The organism is Brevibacterium sp. CCUG 69071, from assembly GCF_021023135.1.
In the GTDB taxonomy this organism is placed as follows: domain Bacteria; phylum Actinomycetota; class Actinomycetes; order Actinomycetales; family Brevibacteriaceae; genus Brevibacterium.
The window spans coordinates 38,747-54,909 of sequence record NZ_PGFV01000007.1; the positions used below are offsets into that span (position 1 = coordinate 38,747).

Consider the following 16,163-nt stretch of genomic DNA (forward strand, 5'->3'; position numbering starts at 1 on the left):
GCTGCGGTCCGACCTACCGAAGGGGAACGAGCACGTGCTGCACACCGACACCGACCTCGACCAGCTGACCACCCGCTCGATCGACACGGTCCGCCGCTGGCTGCGCGTGGCGACGACGATGAGCGGGGCGAAGAACCCCGCCGCGGAACGCCTCTCCGCGGTCCTCTCGGATCCCAACGGCCTCGACTTCACGGTCGGCTTCGTCGACCGCGTCGTGCGCACCGATGACGTGCACGCCGCCGCCGATGCCCTGGCGGAGGTCGGCAAGCTCGCACCCGAGACCATGTCCGCCCTCGACCGGGCGCAGATCAAGACCGGCGCTGCCCTGGCGAAGATCGCCCCGCAGGTCGTCGTGCCCGCCGCCCGCACCCGACTGCGCCAGATGGTCGGGCACATGGTCGTCGACGCCCGCGACAAGCAGTTCGGCAAGGCCGTGTCGACGCTGACCGCCGACGGTCACCGCCTCAACATCAATCTCCTCGGTGAGGCCGTGCTCGGTGACGGGGAGGCCGACCACCACCTCGAGGAGACCCACCGTCTGCTCGCCCGCGAGGACGTCGACTATGTCTCCGTCAAGGTCTCCTCGGTCGCTTCGCAGATCTCGATGTGGGCCTTCGACGAGACCGTCGACTACGTCGTCGAGCGCCTCCGCCCCCTCTACAGCCAAGCTGCGAAGGCCCCGACCGGGGCGAAGTTCGTCAACCTCGACATGGAGGAGTACCAGGACCTCGAGCTTACGATCGCGGTGTTCACGCGCCTGCTCTCCGAACCGGAGTTCGCTGACCTCGAGGCCGGCATCGTCATTCAGGCCTACCAGCCCGATGCGCTCGGGGCGATCCAGCGGCTGAGCGAATTCGCCGCCCGCCGGGTCGAGAACGGCGGAGTCGGGCTCAAGGTCCGCCTCGTCAAGGGCGCGAACCTCGCCCTCGAGACCGTTCATGCCGAGATCGCCGGCTGGCCCGCCACGACCTGCGACTCGAAGCAGTCGACGGATGCCAACTACAAGCGCGTGCTGCACTGGCTGTTCACCCCTGAGCGGATGAAGGGCCTGCGCATCGGCGTGGCCGGCCACAATCTCTTCGACATCGCCTTCGCCCACCACCTCTCCGTCGACCGGGCCGTGACCGACCGGGTCGAGTTCGAGATGCTGCAGGGCATGGCCAGCGAGCAGGCCGCCGCCGTGACCGAGGACGTCGGGGACCTCCTGCTCTACGTTCCCGCCGTCCATCCGAAGGAGTTCGACGTCGCGATCTCCTACCTCGTGCGCCGCCTCGAGGAGAACTCCGCTTCGGAGAACTTCATGTCCGGCATCTTCGACCTCGCCAACGGCAATGAGGTCTTCACGCGCGAAGCCGATCGCTTCACCGCCGCCGTGCACCAGCTCGAGGGCATCCTCGCCGAGGACGGGGAAAGTGCACCGCGGCCGAACCGGAAGCAGGACCGGGCCGCCGAGGCTGATTCCTCATCTGCCGCGGCCGAGACCGTCGTGCCCACCGAGTTCCGCAACGAACCCGACACCGATCCGTCGCTGCCGGCCAACCAAGCCTGGGTGCGGAAGATCATCGCCGAGGCGACCGCCCCCGGATACCTCGATGACCGCCCGCAGACGCCGACGATCGAATCGACCGCGCAGCTCGATGGGATGATCGCCGCGGGTCGCGCCGCAGCCAAGGACTGGCGCGCACTCGGTGCCGCCGGCCGCGCCGAGATCCTCCACCGGGCCGCCGACATCTTCGCGGCCCGCCGCGGCGAGTTCATCGCCGTCGAGGCCGCCGAGGTCGGCAAGATGCCCTCCCAGTCGGATCCCGAGGTCTCCGAGGCCATCGACTTCATCCGCTACTACGCGCTCAACTCCCTCGAACTCGAGAACCTCGAGGGAGCCACGTTCACACCCGACGAGATGGTCGTCATCACTCCCCCGTGGAACTTCCCCATCGCCATCCCGACGGGCGGAACGGTGGCCGCGCTGGCGGCCGGTTCGGCCGTGATCCACAAGCCGTCGAAGCCGACACCGTACTGCTCGGCACTCATCATCGACTGCCTCTGGGAAGCCGGCGTCCCCCGCGAGGTGCTGCAGCTGTGCGCACCGATCGAACGGGAACTCGGCCAGCACCTGGTCTCCCATCCCGATGTCGACCGCGTCATCCTCACCGGCGCTTCGGAGACTGCGACCCTGTTCAAGTCCTTCCGCCCCGAACTCCACGTCAATGCGGAGACCTCGGGAAAGAACGCGCTGGTCATCACCCCCGCGGCCGACCGCGACCTGGCCGTGGCCGACCTCGTCCACTCGGCCTTCGGCCACGCCGGGCAGAAGTGCTCTGCGGCATCCCTGGGCATCATGGTCGGCTCCACCTACGACTCCGAGCGCTACCGTCGTCAGCTCATCGATGCCGCCGCCTCGATGGTCGTGGACTGGCCGGCCAACCTCTCTGCCACGATGGGGCCGCTGACCGAGGATCCCTCGGACAAGCTGCGCCGAGCCCTGACCAGCCTGGAGCCCGGCGAGTCCTGGCTGCTCGAGCCCAAGCAGCTCGACGACACCGGACGCCTGTGGAGCCCGGGCATCAAGGACGGGGTCAAGCCCGGTTCGTTCTTCCACCTCACCGAGGTCTTCGGACCCGTCCTCGGGCTCATGCATGCTGATGATCTCGATGAGGCGATCGAGTTCCAGAACGCCGTGGACTTCGGTCTGACCGGCGGCATCCACTCCCTCGACCCCGACGAGGTCGAGACCTGGCTCGACCGGGTCCAGGTCGGCAACGCCTACGTCAACCGCGGCATCACCGGAGCGATCGTGCGTCGGCAGTCCTTCGGAGGTTGGAAGCAGTCCTCGGTCGGTCTGGGCTCGAAGGCCGGCGGACCGAACTACCTCATGCTCTTCGGCCACTACTCCGATGATCCGGCTTCCCTGCCGGGCGTCTCTGGTGAGCAGGCCCAGAGCCTCGAGGCCGCGCAGGCCGATGATCGGCGCTGGCTCGAGCGCGAATTCGGCGCGGCCAAGGACCACACCGGTCTGCGCTCGGAGGCGAACATCTTCCGCTACCGTCCGCGTCCGGTGACTCTGCGCGTGACTTCGGCTGCGAGCCTCTTCGACCTCGAACGTTCGCTGCATGCCGCACGGACCGCAGGATCGACGGTGCAGCTCTCCGTCGCCGAGGATGTGCCCGCCGAGGTGAAGATCGCCGTGACGAACGCCGGTGTGGCCGCCCGCACCGAGTCCGCCGAGACCTTCGCCGAGATGGTCGCCGGGGGCAGCTACGACGACACCGTCGGCGCCCGCATCCGCGTGCTCGGGGAGCAGGAACCGGAGCTGCTGGCGGTCGCCGCGAAGCGTCCCGAGGTCGCGGTCATCGATGAGCCGGTGACCTCCTCGGGTCGGGTCGAGCTGCGCTACTACGTGCAGGAGCAGGCGGTGTCGATGACTCTGCACCGCTTCGGCAACCCCAGCCGCGACTTCCACGACCTAGCGGCCCGCCTCAGGTCCTGAGGCTTCCCCTCCCACTGCTACCTGGCGGCGGCCCAGCAACCTTGCGCAAGGGTGCTGGGCCGCCGCCAGGTGTTTGGGGGCGTGTCCGGGGTGACGTGTAAGCTCGGTCACATCTGCATCGCACAGCGGACTGCTCGAGTGTTCACAACGTGTTCACATCTTCGCCGCCGTGGCCGTCGCTCGCGAGGCTAGGGTGGATTGCGTTCTTGCCTGGGTGCGCTCGATGCGTGTGCCCGAATCGGACCTTTCGAAAGGCCTTCATGAAAGTCACGCCCACCCTCTCCTCGGCCGCCGCCCTCAGCCTCGTGACCGCTCTCGGTCTCGCCGCACCGGCGACGGCCGCCACCATCTCGGATGCCGCAGACGCCGTCCGGATCAGCGAGATCGCCTACACCCTCGATACCGACTTCATCGAGATCGCCGCCGACCCCGGCACCGACGTCTCCGGGTGGACGATCGGTTCGGTCACCCGCGGCGGCAGCGTGCAGGCCGAAGAGAACACGACGACTCTGCCGGAGAACACTACCGTCGGCGACTCCGGGGCGCTGGCTGTCGAGGTGCCGATCACGAATTCCGTGAAGTCCGGCAATGCCGCCGACGGGGACTACGGATCCAGCGCCTACGCGATCGACTCCGAGGACAGCCTCGTCGACTTCGAGCAGATCGGCGGAACGGTCGGCGGCAAGGGTGTCACGGGGACAAAAGGGAAGCACACCCCCGAGCCTGTCGTCGGTCAGGAGGCCGAACCCACCGGAACCACCGCCTCGACGGGTCAGTCGATCCAGCTCATCAACGGAGTCTGGAAGTCCCAGGCACCGACCCCAAATGCGCTTCCCGGCGATGACGGCGACGATGATGACAACGACGGTGACACCCCGGACGATGTCACCCCGATCGCCGAGATCCAGGGAACCGGCGCGGAGAGCCCGCTGCAGGGTGAGAGCGTCCGCACCCGCGGCGTCATCACCGCCGCCTATCCCGAGGGCGGGCTGAACGGCTACTACATCCAGACCCCGGGCACCGGCGGTGCGGAGGATGAGACCCCAGGCGCCTCGGACGGCGTCTTCGTCTACTCCCCCGACACCGTCGACGAGGTGAACATCGACGATCACGTCGAGGTCACCGGCACCGTGTCCGAGCGCTACGGCCAGACTCAGATGTCGGTGAGTGCGAAGAACTTCGAGGTCCTCAGTGAACCCGCCGAGGCGGTCAAGCCCGTCGAGGATGAGTTCCCCACCGATGCTGCCGAGCGGGAAGCCCTCGAAGGCATGCTCCTGCAGCCCGGCGGCGAGCTGACCGTGGCCGACAACTACAACACGAACACCTACGGCGAGGTGGTCCTGGCTCCCGGCGAGGGCACGCTGCCGCAGGCTACCGATGTCGCTCGCCCCGGCACCGAGGAGGCTAAGGCCATCGAGGCCGAAAACCTCGAGCGTGAGGTCGTCCTCGACGACGGTGCGACCGTGAACTTCCTCAACGACGACAAGGACGTTCCCCTCCCCTACGTCTCCAAGGATGAGCCCGTGCGGGTCGGTGCCACCGCGACCATCACCTCACCGGTCGTGCTCGGGTTCGATCATGAGAAGTGGCGGTTCCAGCCGACCACCCGCCTGACCGGTGAGAACGCCGAGGCGATCCAGCCGGCGAGCTTCTCCGACACCCGCACCGAGGCTCCCGAGGAGATCGGCGGGCAGGTCAGCCTCGCCAGCTTCAACGTCCTCAACTACTTCACCACCACCGGTGATCAGCTCGAGGGCTGCCAGTACTACGACGATCGCGAGGGCAACCACATCACCGTCCGCGGCGGCTGCGATGCCCGCGGCGCGGCGAACGCGGAGAGCCTCAAACGTCAGGAGACGAAGATCGTCACGGCGATCAACAAGCTCGACACCTCCGTCGTCTCCCTCATGGAGATCGAGAACTCGGCGGCCTTCGACGAGGACCGCGATGCCGCCCTGGCCACCCTGGTCGAGCGACTCAACCAGGCGGCCGGGTCCGAGAAGTGGGACTTCGTGCCCTCGCCCGCCGAGGTGCCTGCCGATGAGGACGTCATCCAAGGCGCGCTGATCTACCAGCCCGCCGAGGTGGCCCCGCAGGAGGACTCGACGATCCTTGACGATGAGGACGCGTTCTCGAATGCGCGCGAACCTCTGTCACAGGCCTTCGCTCCGAAGGATGAGGCCGGTGAGGTCGAGGAGGAGAAGACCTTCGTCACCCTGTCGAACCACTTCAAGTCCAAGGGATCGGGCGAAGGTCCGGGCAATGAGGACAACGGCGACGGTCAGGGCGCCTCGAACGCCGACCGCGTCAAGCAGGCGAAGTCCCTCGTGAAGTTCGCCGGCGAGCAGCAGAAGGCCGCGGACAGCGACTATGTCTTCATGCTCGGCGACTTCAACTCGTACACGCAGGAGGACCCGATGCAGGTCTTCTACGAGGCCGGGTTCAAGGATGTCGCCGCGGAGAAGACCGAGAAGTCGACCTATGTGTATCAGAGTCGGACCGGCAGCCTCGACCATGTGCTCGCCCTCGACACCTCCGGCGGCCGGAGTCAGGCGACCGGCGCCGAGGCAGACCTGCCGACGAGCGCGTTCGACGCGATCACGGGTGCCGATGTGTGGAACATCAACTCGGTGGAGTCCCTCGCTCTCGAGTACAGCCGTTTCAACTACAACGTCGCCGATCTCTACGCTCCGGATCAGTTCCGGGCCTCGGATCATGACCCGGTGGTCGTCGGACTCTTCGACGACGACTCGGACGGCGGAGACGACGAAGGTTCGGAGAACGCTGGCGGCTCGGATGACGCTGACGGGGCCGAGGGGTCCGCGGATTCCGCGGGCTCGGACGACGCTGATGGCGTCGAAGCCGATGCCGATGTTGGGGATTCCGGCAGCAGCTCGGCCGGCAGCGGCTCCGATGCTGACAGTGCTGGCTCCGACGGTGGAGATTCCAGCGGCAGCAACGCTGACAGCGGCTCGTCCTCGTCCGACGGATCGTCTGCATCGAGCGACGGCTCCTCGGACAGTGAGGCCGGAGGAGATCTGCCCCGGACGGGCACCGATCTGACGATCATGATGGCGATCGCTGCAGGCCTCATCGCGATTGGCGCGACCGTCGTCCTCATCGTGCGCCGACGCCGCCTGAGCTGACCAGCAGGCCGGCTACCGGGCCTCGACGGCGACCTTTCCCTGCATGAGCACCCGCGCGGTGCGGAACAGGGAGGTCGCCGTCGCTGTCTTCTGCGACGAGTCCCAGACGGCCGAGGCGGTGACCACGCCCGAGGGAGTCCCCAGGCGCACCTCGGGGCCGGTCCAGTCCGGGTTGTTCCGTGTGATGATGGCCCGCACGTACGAATCGTCGCTCGGTATGAGCGCCGCCGCGGCCAGGCACATCGCCGCGGTTCCCGGCACCGCTCTGTGTGCCTGCCCCATCGAGATGACGCGGACGAGCAGGTGGACGTCGCCGGCGGGAAGCTCGGTGCCGTCGAGCAGCGCGCTCGACTGCGGTTGGCTGACGACCGCGACTTTGGGCACGACCTGCGGCGCCGTCTCCGGGGTCTCGCACAGCCCCATGCGCACGGCGGCCTTACGCCGCAGTTCCTCGATGTGGCGCAGCGAATGGGCATTCGCGTCGATGGCCTCCGGAGATTCCGTGTCCTTGAGCGAGACCAATGTCGACGGCACGATGACCAGCGGCAGGGTCGCATCGACGAGTGAAGCTTCGAATCTCTGTCCGTCCACGTCGAAGTCATCGCGCGCCGCTGCCGTCGGCAGCAGCGCACCGGTTCGGCTGCCGGCAGGGTCGGGGTAGATGAGTTCGATCGGTGCACCTCGCCCGCTGACTCCGGGCAGTTCGAAGTCCCCCTCGACGGCCGCGCGCCCGTCGATGACGGTCAGCCCCACGTCGACGAGCTTGCCTGTGTTCGTATTGAACAGCCGGAACACGTGCCAGCCGTCGGAGGCCGAGAGCAATCCCGCCTCCAACGCGAAGGGAACGACACCCGAGGACAGATTTCCGCAGTTGCCCGAGTAGTCGACGACCGCCTCGGCGACGGCGACCTGCCCGAAGGTGTAGTCGAGGTCCACGCCCTCCCGCGCCGAGGCGGACACCACCATCACCTTCGACAGGGAGGAGATGCCGCCGCCCATTCCGTCGAGCTGACGAGCGAAGGAGTCCGGTGACCCCATCGCCGAGCTGAAGACGGAGTCCCTCGCGGACGTGTCCCCATCGTCGCCGAGCGGCGGCAGCGCGTCGGCACGGAAGAAGAGGCCTTTGCTTGTCCCGCCGCGCACGAAGGCGGCGTCGATCCAGCGAGTCATGATCCCGCCCTAGCGAGCGGAGTTCACCGTCCGGCGGCGCTGACCGCCTTCGGCACGATCGCCATCGCTGCGAAGCCGAGCACGGCGACGACTGCGAAGAGGTAGAAGCCCCACGGGTAGGCGATGCCGGCGGTGACCAGGGTGCCGGTGATGAAGGGGCCGAGGATCGCGCCGAGGCGGCCGACCGCAGAGGCCATGCCGAGTGCCGAACCGCGGACCTGAGCGGGGTAGATCGCGGAGACGAAGGCATAGACGAGGACCTGGGCGGAGAACACGAAGACTCCGGTGATGAACACGGCGATGTTGAGCAGGACCTGGCTGGTCATCGGAATCGAGAGCGCGGCGAGGAACACGGCGGCGAGGATGAACCACATGAGCACGATCGGCTTCGTCCCGTGCTTGTCCGCCAGCCAACCGGCGATGATGAGCCCGACCACGGCCCCGACGTTGAGGACGAAGAGCATGACGAGAGAGTCGGAGACCTCGTACCCGGCATCGGCCATAATCTTCGGCAGCCAGGTGTTGAGTCCGTAGACCAGCAGCAGGCCCATGAAGCTCGCCGCCCAGACGCCGATGGTCACGAGTGCGAAGCGGCCGACGAAGAGGCCGGCCAACCCGGTCTTCTCGGCGACTTCGGTGTTCGTGACCGCATCCACGGCCCCGGCCTCGGCATTCGCCGGGGCACCGATCTCGGCCTGCCCGGCGGCCTTCGCGGCCTGCGCGTCGAGGAAGGCCTGGGATTCGGGGAGCTTCCACCACAGCAGGGGAACCATGAGCAGGCCGGCGATGCCTCCGGCGGCGAAGAGCAGGTGCCAGTTGTGGGAGTAGAAGACCGCGAGCAGGGAGATCGCCACGGCACCTGCGTGGTAGCCGGTCATCGTCAGCGTCGTCGCCTTGCCGGTCTTGCCGGACTTGTTGTACTCGCTGATGTAGGCCAGGCAGCTGGGCATGACAGCGCCGAGGGCGAGGCCGGCGATGAAGCGGAAGATCGTGAACAGTGCGACGTTCGGGGTGAAGGCCACAAGCAGGGTGAAGATGCTGAAGACGAGCACGCAGATGATGATCGACCAGCGCCGCCCGAAGCGGTCGACGACCGGTCCGACGGCGGCCGCGCCGAGGCCGACGCCGACGAGGCTCATCGTCGCCACGAGCGTGGCGGCTTCAGGGGTGAATCCGATGGCGCCGGTGGCGATGAGTTCGGGGATCACCGCCCCGAGGACGACGAGGTCGAAGCCTTCGAGGGCGACGGCGAGCCAGCAGAGTACGGCAGGCCAGCGGGTGGTGGCCGCGCGTGCGGCGGTGGAAGCGGACATGGGTGTCTCCTCAGAAGGGGTACGGTGCGATCGTCGAGCGCATCGTGATCCATTGGGTCTCGGTGAAGGCCTCGATGTTCGCCTCGGCCCCGCCGAAGCGAGAGCCGTTGCCCGAGTCCTTCATGCCCCCGAAGGGCACGTTCGCCTCATCGGAGACGGTCTGTTCGTTGATGTGGACCTTGCCGGTGTCGATGAGGTCGGCGAGTTCGAGGGCCATGCCGACATCGCCGAGGATGCCCAGGGACAGCCCGTATTCGCTGGCGTTGACGAGTTCCGCGGCTTCTTCGAGGCTCGAGAATCGGCTCACCGGGGCGACAGGTCCGAAGATCTCCTGAGTCCAGGCAGGGTTCGAGGGGCTGAGATCGGCGAGCACGGTGGGCGGTACGAATGCTCCCTCGCCCACTCCCCCGGCGACGACGCGTGCCCCGTCGGCGGCTGCCTTGTCGATGATGTCACGGACGCGGGTGCGCTGGGTCTCATCGATGATCGGACCCAACGCGACCTCCTCGGCGGCGGGGTTCCCGACCGGCAGGTTCCGGGCACGCTCGGCCAACTGGTCGACATACTCCTCGTAGATCGATTCGTGGACGAGGTGACGGCCGGTGGTCATGCAGATCTGACCCTGATGCATCCAGGATCCGAAGGCCCCCGCCGAGGTGGCCGGACCGACCTCGGCCCCGGGCAGGACGACGAGTGCGTTGTTTCCACCGAGTTCGAGGTGGCAGCGTTTGAGCAGCCGTCCGGCGGCCTCTCCGACCTTGCGGCCCGCTGCGGTCGATCCGGTGAAGGAGATGACCGAGACTTCGGGAGCGGCGACGACGGCTTCGCCGGCGTCCCGGCCGCCGGGCAGGACCTGGAGGAGTCCTTCGGGCAGTCCCGCCTCGGCGAAGATCTTCGCCAGCGCCACTCCGCCGCAGACCGCGGTGCGTGGGTCGGGTTTGAGCAGGACCGCGTTGCCCAGGGCCAGCGCGGGGGCGACCGAGCGGATGGAGAGGATGAGCGGGAAGTTGAACGGGGCGATGACGGAGACCACGCCGGCGGGCACGCGGCGGGAGAAGGACCAGCGGGGTTCGTTCGAGGTCAGCACCTGCCCCTTGGGGTGGCTGGGCAGGGCGGAGGATTCAAAGCAGATCGCTTCGGCGCTGCTGACTTCGAGGCCGGCCTTGGCGGGGATGGCACCGGATTCGCGGACGATCCAGTCCGAGATCTCCTCGGCGTGTTCGGCCCACAGGGCTCCGGCCCGGCGCAGCACCGCGGCACGCTCGGCCGGGGTCTGCTTCACCCAGGCTTTCTGGGCTGCGGCGGCTCGGGTGGCGGCGGCGTTGACGTCGTCGGCGCTCGCGGCTCCGAGCCTGCCGAGGACGTTCCCTGTGGCGGGTTCGATCACCTCATAGGATTCGCCTTCGCCGGCGGTCCAGTCGCCGGTGAAGATCAACTCGTGCCAATCGGTGCCGAGGAAACTGTGCTCACTCATGATGATTCCTACTTCTTCTCGGGTCGGGTCTTCTCGGTGCTGATCTCGATGAGCATCGGCTCTCCGCGGTCGCGGGCACGCTCGGCCGCCTCGGCGAGCAGTCGCTCCAGTTCCTCTCGCGAGTCCGCATGCTCGGCGGACATTCCGTAGCCGCGGGCGATCGAGACGAAGTCGACCTCGCCGAGGTCGAGTCCGGGTGCCTTGTCCACGCCGAGCATTCCGGCGAACCAGTCGAGGGCACCGTAGGTGCCGTTGCGCAGCAGCACGATGACCACGCCGATGTTCTCCTCCACTGCGGTGCGCAGCGCAGAGATCGAGTAGTGGGCGGAGCCGTCGCCGATGATGGCGAGGACCGGACGGTCCGGGTCGGCCAGGGCCACGCCCAGCGAGGCGGGCAGTCCCCAGCCGAGGCCGCCCGAGGCCGGGAAGAAGTAGGAGCCGGGGTGGCGGAGGTCCATCTGCGACCAGAAGGCGGCGTTCGTCGAGGTCGATTCGACGACGAAGCGTGTGTCGGCGGGCATGGTCTCCCGCAGGCTCGCGAAGACCTCCTCCGGGTGGAGGAAGCCCTCCGTCGCCGAGGCGGTCGGGGGTTCGATCTGCGTGTGGGCCTCGCGTGGGGCGGGGTTCAGGCCAGCGGCCAGGGCGATGATCGTCTCGACGGGGTCGGCGATGAGCGCATCGCCGAAGGGAGCACGGGCCGCGGCGGCGGTGTCCTCACCGATCTGGATGAGTTCGGTGCTCGGCGGCAGATATTCGCCGGGCTGCCACTGGTGGTAGCGGAAGACCGGTGCGCCGATGACGAGGGCGAGGTCGTGGGCACCGAGGATCTCGCCGATCGGGGCGATGCCGGCGGGCAGGACGCCGCGGAAGTTCGGGTGCTGGTTGGGAAACGGCAGGCGGGGCAGGGACGGTGCCGCCCAGACCGGGAGGTCATACGCCTCGGCGAGGGCGATCGAGAAGTCCCAGGCGCGTTCGTCGTCGACGTCGGGGCCGAGCACGAGGACGGGTGATTGCGCGGTGCGCAGCTTCTCGGTGAGTTCGGTGATGATCTCGAGGTCGACTCTCTGTGCCGGCCGCACGGTTCGGGAGAGTTGGTCGATCAGGCTCGCGGGCACCTCGACGTCCCAGTCGTCGTAGGGCACGGAGAGGTAGACGGGCCCGTGCTCGGCGGCGAAGACCGATTGGGAGAAGGCACGAGGGACGTCGGCGGCGGACAGCGGTTCGAGCGATTGGTGGACGAGCGGTTTGGCCAGGGCCGTGGCTTCGACGTTGGCGAGCATGACCTCGGGCCCGACCATGTCGCGGATCTGCTGGCCCGCGGTGATGACGAGCTTCGAGCGCGAGATCGTCGAGTTCGTCAGCGCGCCGAGGCCGTTGCCTGTCCCAGAGGCGGCGTGGAGGTTGATCAGGGTCGGCCGGTCGGTGATCTGCGAATAGCCGTCGGCCATGGCGACGACCGTGGATTCGCCCAGGCCGAGGATGTAGCGGGCGGGCAGATCCCTGAGGAACGGGAGTTCGTTGGAGCCGGGGTTGCCGAACATCGTCGTCATGCCGTGGAAGGCCATGAGTTCGTGGACCGCCCGACGGACGGAGATCGCTGTCATTGGCTCCCGCTTCTTTGAGGTCGACCGTTTCCGGCACTGATCTTGCACGTGGTGGCCACGCCTTCTCGAAAGAATAGTGATCGGGAACACGGTGTGCCATCGGTGATCCATTGATTGAGAAATCTCAGTGTCGGCGGCTACGATTGCGGCCATGGCGAACTCTCAATCGGGCGATTCGATGATCGATCGGCTGGTGCGTGTGCTCGGCTCGTTCGATCCCGAGCATCCGAGCCTGAGCACCGAGGAGATCGCCGACCGGGCGCAGCTGCCGAAGTCCACGGCCTACCGGCTGATCTCCGATATGACGCGCCACGATCTGCTTCAGCGCGACCCGAGCGGTCGGATTCGCATCGGCGTGGGAATGTGGGAGTTATCGAACCGAGCTTCGGACGCGGTCGATCTCGCATCGGTGGCCAGGCCGCACATGACGGCCGTCCACGACTTCGTCGGGGAGAACACGCAACTGGGGATCCTTCGTGAGCGCGAAGTCCTCATCATCGAGCGGATGTCGAAGCCGAGTGCGGTCATCCACCGCTCGAAGACCGCGGGGCGACTGCCGGCGCACGCGTCCTCGTGCGGGCTGGTGCTGCTCGCCCATGCGCCGAAGCATGTGCGGGAGGCCTATCTGCGAGGACCGCTGGCGGCGATCACGGAGCGGACGACGACGGATCCGACCGAGCTGCGCAGGATGCTCGCGACGATTCGGACCTATCATTTCGCGGAGCTCGTCGGCCATATCGATGACGGCACGACCGGCATCGCCGTCCCCGTCTTCGACGGTTCGGGGCTGACGATCGCCGGCCTCGGGGTCGTCGTCGACTCCGAACATCACGTCGGGGTGCCGGCGATCATGCAGGCTCTGCGGACCGCCTCGGCGGGGATCACCCGCGATCTCGAGGCGCAGGGACGCACCGTAGTCTGAGAGTGCCGACGACCCGCCCCGTTATCAGAGAGCCAACCCGATGAGAAGGGCGGCGACAGCGAGGAGAGGCAGAGTTCCCTGTTTGATCGCCGAGGCGCGCAGCGCGCGACTCGAGAGCAGCAGGACGAGGGCGGCGGCGAGCATCGATCCGGTGCCGGTGAGCACGAGGGTGAGGCCGACCGCGGTCGAGCTCGTCGCATAGACGATGATGCCGATGAATGCCGCGAGGGCGAGGAACAGGTTGTAGAAGCCCTGGTTGAAGGCCAGCGACTTCGTGGCCTCGGCTTCCTCTGCGGTGGTTCCGAAGGTGGCGCGCGCCCGTGGGCTGGTCCACGCGATCGATTCCATGAAGAAGATGAATACGTGGAGGGCAGCGGCGAGGCCGGCGAGGATGAGTCCGACGACCGTCATGCGCGGGCCGCGTATCTGGCACGTCGCTTCTCGGCTTCGACCTCACGGTTCTTCGGCGGGGCGTTCGTCACCAGGGCATCGAGCAGATGCTGAGTAACATGCGCGATCTCGTCGACGGCGGTGTCGAAGGCTTCCTGGTTGGCCTGGGACGGCTTCGTCGTTCCGGCGATCTTGCGCACGTACTGCAATGCCGCGGCATTGACTTCGTCCGAGGTGGCCTGGGGTTCGAAATTATGAAGGGTTCTGATGTTCCTGCACATGATCAAACGGTACCCCGCGGTCCTGACATGAGGTAGGGGGTGGCGCGGTGCGGCCGTCGATAGAATGACCGAGCACCCCTCAGCCTCACTCTCCTGGAGAACCATGACCGACGAACCGCAGCCTCAGGGCCTCCCCCTGTCGCCGAAGCAGATGGCGAGCGTCCGGTCCCTGCGGAATGACTTCTCACGTCTGCTCATGGAGCATCGCTTCGTCATCGATGAGCTGCTGACGAAGATCTCGATCCTGCGCGAAGAGTCCCTGCACACGCACAGCTACAATCCGATCGAACACATCACCTCACGGGTGAAGTCGCCGCGGAGCCTGCTCGAGAAGGTCAATCGGCGAGGTCTGCCCCTCGACATCGACGTCATCCGGCAGTCGATCACCGACATCGCCGGAATCCGCATCACCTGCAGCTTCATCGCCGACACCTATCACGTGCTTGAGACGCTCACCTCGCAGGACGATGTGCGGGTCGTGGAGATCAAGGACTACATCGCCCAGCCGAAGCCGAACGGCTACAAGAGCCTGCACGCGATCCTCGAGGTGCCGATCTTCCTCAGCCAGGGTCCGACGCCGGTGATCTGCGAGGTTCAGATCCGCACCATCGCGATGGATTTCTGGGCGAGCCTCGAGCACAAGATCAACTACAAGTTCGCCGGCGAAGTTCCCGACCGGCTCCTCGAGGAGCTCACGCAGACCGCCGAGGTGGCCAGCCAGCTCGATCGTCGGATGGAGCAGCTCCATGCCGAAGTCCACGACGGTGAACCCGACGATCAGTCCGATGAGGACTTCGATGGCGAGTCCCTGCGCATCCTGTGGGAGCTGAGCGCTCGCGAGAGCTGAGTCCTAGTGTGTTGTCGGTCTGAACCGACGGAACCAGGCGCCGGTGTTCGCCTCGTCGACTTCCGTAAGTTCCCAGTCGACGCGTCTGCCGCCGGGGACGTCGAAGATCCGTGTCCCGTCCCCGAGGAAGACCGGTACGACGAAGATCTGCAGCTCGTCGATGAGGTCGACCTCGAGGGCCTGCCGGGCGATGTCGGCACTGATGATCTGGATGTCCCGGTCTCCGGCGATGGACCGGGCACGGTCGACCGCCTCGGCGATGGAGCAGTTGAGGGCGGTCACGGAGGTGTCATCGGCCAATTCCTCGGGACGGTGGGTGAGGATGAACTCGGTGCCCGACCACGCTCCCCCGTAGGCTTCGGAGGTGAGTTCGTCACGGTCGGCAGCCTGGGCCTTGGCGGCGTCGTAGCCACGCCGGCCGGAGATGATGACGTCGACCTGGGAGGCCAGGTCCTCGACGGTTCCCTCGGCCAACGATCCGAGGCCGGACATCCAGGACATGTCGTGGTTCGGGCCGGTGATGAATCCGTCGAGTGATGCCGTGAAACCCCATGTGACTCGTGCCATCGCGCCCCCTTGAGCCTCAGTGGTTGCAGATTGCAACTGCAATGATTTAAGCATCACGCATCACGATGCGCAAGGCCCCAGCCGCACCGGGCTGTGAGCGAGGGAACCGATTCGGCCGGAATGGACCGCGCGATGACAACGTTGTCCCTGATGAGGGCCGGAGAGTCCGACCCGAACTCGGACAGGAAGCAGGTCATCTCAATGTCAGATTTCACCGGCAAGGTCGCACTCGTCACCGGCGGCGGCTCGGGACTCGGCGAGGCCATCAGCAAGGATCTCGCAGCCAAGGGCGCGAAGGTCGTCGTCACGGACATCAACCTCGACGCCGCCGAGCGGGTCGTCGGCGAGATCACCGGAAACGGCGGAACCGCCTCGGCGATCAAGCAGGACACGAGTAGCAAGGACGACTCGGAGAAGGTCGTGCAGTTCGCGGTCGACACCTACGGCGCACTCAACTACGCGATCAACAATGCCGGCATCGGGGGCAAGCAGCTGCCGGTCGGCGAGACCGACCTCGATTCGTGGGACAAGGTCATCGACGTCAATCTCAACGGCGTCCTCTACGGCATGCGCTATCAGATCCCGGCCATGCTGGAGGCTGGCGCGTCGGAGTCGGCGATCGTCAATATGGCCTCCGTCCACGGTTCGGTCGCCGCGATCAACAACGGCGCCTACACCGCAGCCAAGCACGGCGTCGTCGGCATCACGAAGAACGCCGCCGCCGAATACGGCGCTCAGGGACTGCGCATCAACGCCGTCGGCCCCGGCTACATCACCACCCCACTGCTTGAATCGAGCCTCGACGCCGACACCCTTGAGGGCCTCAAGGCCAAGCACCCGCTGGGTCGCCTCGGCACCGCCGAGGAGGTCGCCAAGGTCGTGAGCTTCCTGCTCTCGGGTGACGCATCCTTCGTCACCGGCGCCTACTACCTCATCGACGGCGGCTACACCGCGGTGTGACG

The 16,163-nt window shown here is 66.9% G+C and carries 12 protein-coding genes; 5 read left to right on the plus strand and 7 right to left on the minus strand.

Features of this window, described 5'->3' with window-relative positions:
- The first annotated feature begins 34 nt into the window (after positions 1-34).
- Positions 35-3,487: a proline dehydrogenase family protein gene (locus tag CV023_RS16345; protein WP_230747853.1), complete on the plus strand. Its 3,453-nt coding sequence runs from the start codon at positions 35-37 to the stop codon at positions 3,485-3,487.
- A gap of 260 nt (positions 3,488-3,747) precedes the next feature.
- On the plus strand, positions 3,748-6,633 hold the full coding sequence (locus CV023_RS16350; protein WP_230747854.1) for an ExeM/NucH family extracellular endonuclease: 2,886 nt from the start codon (positions 3,748-3,750) through the stop codon (positions 6,631-6,633).
- Positions 6,634-6,645: 12 nt separating this feature from the next.
- On the opposite strand, the gene CV023_RS16355 is transcribed toward CV023_RS16350, so the two are convergent.
- The 4 genes from CV023_RS16355 to mdlC are packed head-to-tail and all read right to left on the minus strand — an operon-like array spanning position 6,646 to position 12,194.
- Positions 6,646-7,803, minus strand: a complete 1,158-nt coding sequence (locus tag CV023_RS16355) for a PrpF domain-containing protein (RefSeq protein WP_230747858.1) — start codon at positions 7,801-7,803, stop codon at positions 6,646-6,648.
- A 23-nt stretch (positions 7,804-7,826) separates the two neighbouring features.
- Positions 7,827-9,116: an MFS transporter gene (locus CV023_RS16360; RefSeq protein WP_230747859.1), complete on the minus strand. Its 1,290-nt coding sequence runs from the start codon at positions 9,114-9,116 to the stop codon at positions 7,827-7,829.
- A 10-nt stretch (positions 9,117-9,126) separates the two neighbouring features.
- Positions 9,127-10,590 carry a benzaldehyde dehydrogenase gene (locus tag CV023_RS16365; RefSeq protein WP_230747861.1) on the minus strand — a complete coding sequence of 488 codons (1,464 nt, stop codon included), beginning with the start codon at positions 10,588-10,590 and terminating at the stop codon, positions 9,127-9,129.
- Positions 10,591-10,598: 8 nt separating this feature from the next.
- Positions 10,599-12,194 carry a benzoylformate decarboxylase gene (mdlC, locus tag CV023_RS16370; protein WP_230747863.1) on the minus strand — a complete coding sequence of 532 codons (1,596 nt, stop codon included), beginning with the start codon at positions 12,192-12,194 and terminating at the stop codon, positions 10,599-10,601.
- 151 nt (positions 12,195-12,345) lie between these two features.
- Between mdlC and CV023_RS16375 the strand changes: the two genes are divergently transcribed.
- Positions 12,346-13,116, plus strand: a complete 771-nt coding sequence (locus CV023_RS16375; protein WP_230747864.1) for an IclR family transcriptional regulator — start codon at positions 12,346-12,348, stop codon at positions 13,114-13,116.
- A gap of 24 nt (positions 13,117-13,140) precedes the next feature.
- On the opposite strand, the gene CV023_RS16380 is transcribed toward CV023_RS16375, so the two are convergent.
- Together CV023_RS16380 and CV023_RS16385 are read right to left on the minus strand one after the other, a co-directional pair.
- Positions 13,141-13,527, minus strand: a complete 387-nt coding sequence (locus tag CV023_RS16380) for a DUF1304 domain-containing protein (RefSeq protein ID WP_230747865.1) — start codon at positions 13,525-13,527, stop codon at positions 13,141-13,143.
- Positions 13,524-13,787: a DUF2277 domain-containing protein gene (locus CV023_RS16385; protein WP_230747866.1), complete on the minus strand. Its 264-nt coding sequence runs from the start codon at positions 13,785-13,787 to the stop codon at positions 13,524-13,526. Before CV023_RS16385 ends, CV023_RS16380 begins: the two co-directional genes overlap by 4 nt.
- A 103-nt stretch (positions 13,788-13,890) precedes the next feature.
- Here CV023_RS16385 and CV023_RS16390 point away from each other — a divergent pair, with 103 nt between their 5' ends.
- A complete protein-coding gene (locus CV023_RS16390; RefSeq protein ID WP_230747867.1) occupies positions 13,891-14,634 on the plus strand; it encodes a GTP pyrophosphokinase in 744 nt (247 codons plus the stop codon).
- A 3-nt stretch (positions 14,635-14,637) separates the two neighbouring features.
- Here CV023_RS16390 and CV023_RS16395 read toward each other — a convergent pair whose 3' ends face one another.
- Positions 14,638-15,201 (minus strand): dihydrofolate reductase family protein, encoded by a 564-nt coding sequence (locus tag CV023_RS16395; protein WP_230747868.1) that lies wholly within the window; start codon positions 15,199-15,201, stop codon positions 14,638-14,640.
- A 201-nt stretch (positions 15,202-15,402) separates the two neighbouring features.
- Here CV023_RS16395 and CV023_RS16400 point away from each other — a divergent pair, with 201 nt between their 5' ends.
- Complete coding sequence (locus tag CV023_RS16400) at positions 15,403-16,161, plus strand: SDR family NAD(P)-dependent oxidoreductase (protein ID WP_230747870.1); 759 nt, start codon at positions 15,403-15,405, stop codon at positions 16,159-16,161.
- Positions 16,162-16,163: the final 2 nt, after the last annotated feature.

Excerpts from the sequence above, each read along its gene's own strand:
- CV023_RS16350 (WP_230747854.1), top strand. The coding sequence starts at position 3,748 with ATGAAAGTCACGCCCACCCTCTCCTCGGCCGCCGCCCTCAGCCTCGTG.
- CV023_RS16355 (WP_230747858.1), bottom strand. The coding sequence starts at position 7,803 with ATGACTCGCTGGATCGACGCCGCCTTCGTGCGCGGCGGGACAAGCAAA.
- CV023_RS16360 (WP_230747859.1), bottom strand. The coding sequence starts at position 9,116 with ATGTCCGCTTCCACCGCCGCACGCGCGGCCACCACCCGCTGGCCTGCC.
- CV023_RS16365 (WP_230747861.1), bottom strand. The coding sequence starts at position 10,590 with ATGAGTGAGCACAGTTTCCTCGGCACCGATTGGCACGAGTTGATCTTC.
- mdlC (WP_230747863.1), bottom strand. The coding sequence starts at position 12,194 with ATGACAGCGATCTCCGTCCGTCGGGCGGTCCACGAACTCATGGCCTTC.
- CV023_RS16375 (WP_230747864.1), top strand. The coding sequence starts at position 12,346 with ATGGCGAACTCTCAATCGGGCGATTCGATGATCGATCGGCTGGTGCGT.
- CV023_RS16380 (WP_230747865.1), bottom strand. The coding sequence starts at position 13,527 with ATGACGGTCGTCGGACTCATCCTCGCCGGCCTCGCCGCTGCCCTCCAC.
- CV023_RS16385 (WP_230747866.1), bottom strand. The coding sequence starts at position 13,787 with ATGTGCAGGAACATCAGAACCCTTCATAATTTCGAACCCCAGGCCACC.
- CV023_RS16390 (WP_230747867.1), top strand. The coding sequence starts at position 13,891 with ATGACCGACGAACCGCAGCCTCAGGGCCTCCCCCTGTCGCCGAAGCAG.
- CV023_RS16395 (WP_230747868.1), bottom strand. The coding sequence starts at position 15,201 with ATGGCACGAGTCACATGGGGTTTCACGGCATCACTCGACGGATTCATC.
- CV023_RS16400 (WP_230747870.1), top strand. The coding sequence starts at position 15,403 with ATGTCAGATTTCACCGGCAAGGTCGCACTCGTCACCGGCGGCGGCTCG.